The organism is Phenylobacterium sp., from assembly GCF_036263695.1.
Classification (GTDB): domain Bacteria; phylum Pseudomonadota; class Alphaproteobacteria; order Caulobacterales; family Caulobacteraceae; genus Phenylobacterium.
In genome coordinates, this window is sequence record NZ_DATAGM010000239.1 from 1 (window position 1) to 2503 (window position 2503).

Genomic DNA, 2503 nt, shown 5'->3' on the forward strand with positions numbered 1-2503 from the left:
GAACGTCATGGCCTACGAGAAGTGGAAGGCCGGCATCAAGCCCGGCGACCTCCTGAAGGACGTCGCCAGTGCGCTCGGCCGCATGCGGTACGGGTGAGCTGAGCTCGCTCCACTCAACGGGCTGGGTCGCCGGGACAAGCCGCGGCGATGACGAAGGGGAAATGCGGCCTCAGAACGCGTCGAAGTCCAGGAAGCTGAAGAGGATGCGGTCCGGGTCCAGGCGGTCGGCCGGGTCCTCGAGGTTGAAGTAGATCAGGCGCAGGGGCGAGGGACGCAGACGGTCGGGGACGGTGAGCGAAACGCCGCGCCGAGAGGCGCCTGCGGGGGCCAGCGCAAGGGACACGGCGGGCCGGAGGCGGCTCCGTGGAGCTTCCGGCGCACTCAGTCCCCGCCGCGGGATGACGGCCCGGGCGGCGACGAGGGGCGCTGTCGAGGCGCCCTCCACGACCAGCGCGTCCGCCCCCACGGCGACCACCTTCAGCCGCCCTTCCGGATTGCCCATCCGCCAGGCGAGCGCCGCGTCGTCCCAGTCCCGCCGCAGGTCGGCATGGGCGAGGGCGCGGCTGACGTCGATCCGCTCCGGCGCGACGGATACGAAGGCGTCGAGTCCCCGCACGTCATGGAAGCCGAGCCGCTTCACGTAGGGGCCCACGGAGTTCTGGTTCGCCACGCCGATCAGCGCCGCGACGCCCCGCCGCCGCCCCTCTTCGATGACCGCGGTCACCACCTGGGAAAACAGCCCCCGCCCCTGCCGGTCGGCGTCGGTGGCGGTGTTCAGCATCAGCGCGCCCAAGACCGGACGCCCGTGCAGCACGAGCCGCTGAAGGATGCCCGCTCCGTGGCTCACGACCCTCTCGCCTTCACGGACGTCGAAGGCCAGCGCCGGGCCGACCGGGTTCTGGAAGTACAGCCAGTTGAGGTAGGCCTCGGTGTACTTGCCCGCCTGCGGAAAGGCCCGCCGCATCAGCGCCGCCACCGCCGCGAGCCCCTGCTGGGAGGTGGGCTCCAGCGTGAGCTCGGCCATGGCCGCTATCTCCGGCCCCCCAGCGGCCGGATGCGGTTCACGTGGCCCATCTTGCGGCCGGGCTTGGCGTCGCGCTTGCCGTAGAGGTGGACGCGGGTCTCCGGCTCCGCGGCCAGCCGCGCCCAGCCGTGCGCCTCGGGGCCCAGCAGGTTGAGCATCTCCACCTCGGCGATCGGCGCGGTGGGGCCGAGCGGCCAGCCGGCGACGGCGCGGATGTGCTGCTCGAACTGGTCGACCTCGCAGCCGTCCTGCGTCCAGTGGCCAGTGTTGTGGACCCGCGGCGCGATCTCGTTGACCAGCAGCTGGCCGTCCTCGAGCTCGAACAGCTCCACCCCGACCACGCCCACGTAGTCGAGCCGGGTCAGGATCTGCACCGCGATCCGCTCGGCCTGGTCGGCCAGGGCCGCCGAAGCGGGGGCCGGCGCCAGGCTGCGCCGCAGGATGCCGTTCTCGTGGTGGTTCTCGGCCAGGGGGTAGACGGCGGTCTGGCCGCTGCGGCTGCGCGCGGCGATCACCGACAGCTCGCGCACGAAGGCGGCCGGCGCCTCCAGGATCACCGGCCGCTCACCCAGCTCATGGAAGATTCGCGCGGCCTCGGCGGCGTGCTCGACCCAGCGCTGGCCCTTGCCGTCGTAGCCTTCGCGGCGGGTTTTCATCAGCGCCGGGGCGCCGATCTTCGCGACGGCGGCCCGGGCGGACTCGGCGTCCTCGGCCGGCGTGAAGGCGACGGTCGCCACACCGACGCTGTTGAGGAAGGTCTTCTCCTGCACCCGGTCCTGGGCGACGGCGAGCGCGCGGGGCCCCGGCGCGACCTCGCAGCCCAGCTCGGCCAGCCGGCTGACCGCGGCGGCCGGCACGTTCTCGAACTCGTAGGTCACCACCGAAGCGAGAGCGGCGAGCTGAGCCAGCGCCGCCTCGTCCGTGTAGTCGGCCACGATGGCGTGCGCTGCCACTCGGGCTGCAGGCGAGTCCTCCTCCGGCGTCAGGATCGCGACGTCGAACCCGAGCCGCGCCGCGGCCAGCGCCAGCATCCGGCCGAGCTGTCCGCCTCCGAGGATGCCGATGGTCGAGCCGGGCGGCAGCGGGGTCATGGCCTGGCTCAAGCGTCCTCGACCGTCTCGGGGATGGACTCGGTCTGGCGCCGGCGGAAGGCGGCGACCCGCTCGGCCAGCGCCTCGTCCGTAAGCGCCAGGATCTGCGCGGCCAGGATGCCCGCGTTGCGCGCGCCCGCCTCGCCGATCGCCAGGGTGCCCACCGGGATGCCCGCCGGCATCTGGGCGATCGAAAGCAGGGAGTCCATGCCCTTCAGCGCCTTGGACTCCACCGGCACGCCCAGCACCGGCAGCTCGGTGAGCGAGGCGGTCATGCCAGGCAGGTGCGCGGCCCCGCCGGCGCCGGCGATGATCACCTTCACCCCCCTGGCCTTGGCCGACTTCGCGAAGTCGTACATCCGGTCGGGCGTGCGGTGGGCCGACACGA

Annotated in this window: 3 protein-coding genes; all 3 read right to left on the reverse strand. The window is 73.0% G+C overall.

Annotated features, from left to right (window positions below):
- Positions 1 to 169 precede the first annotated feature (169 nt).
- Complete coding sequence (locus VHK87_RS09690) at positions 170 to 1024, reverse strand: GNAT family N-acetyltransferase (RefSeq protein ID WP_329634695.1); 855 nt, start codon at positions 1022 to 1024, stop codon at positions 170 to 172.
- Between the two features lie 5 nt (positions 1025 to 1029).
- Positions 1030 to 2115: a 5-(carboxyamino)imidazole ribonucleotide synthase gene (locus tag VHK87_RS09695; RefSeq protein WP_329634696.1), complete on the reverse strand. Its 1086-nt coding sequence runs from the start codon at positions 2113 to 2115 to the stop codon at positions 1030 to 1032.
- 8 nt (positions 2116 to 2123) lie between these two features.
- Positions 2124 to 2503 (reverse strand): 5-(carboxyamino)imidazole ribonucleotide mutase (gene purE, locus VHK87_RS09700; protein WP_329634697.1); only part of this gene is annotated, 380 nt, incomplete at its 5' end.

Bases quoted from the DNA above. Each gene is read 5' to 3' on its own strand.
- VHK87_RS09690 (WP_329634695.1), bottom strand. From the start codon at position 1,024: ATGGCCGAGCTCACGCTGGAGCCCACCTCCCAGCAGGGGCTCGCGGCG.
- VHK87_RS09695 (WP_329634696.1), bottom strand. From the start codon at position 2,115: ATGACCCCGCTGCCGCCCGGCTCGACCATCGGCATCCTCGGAGGCGGA.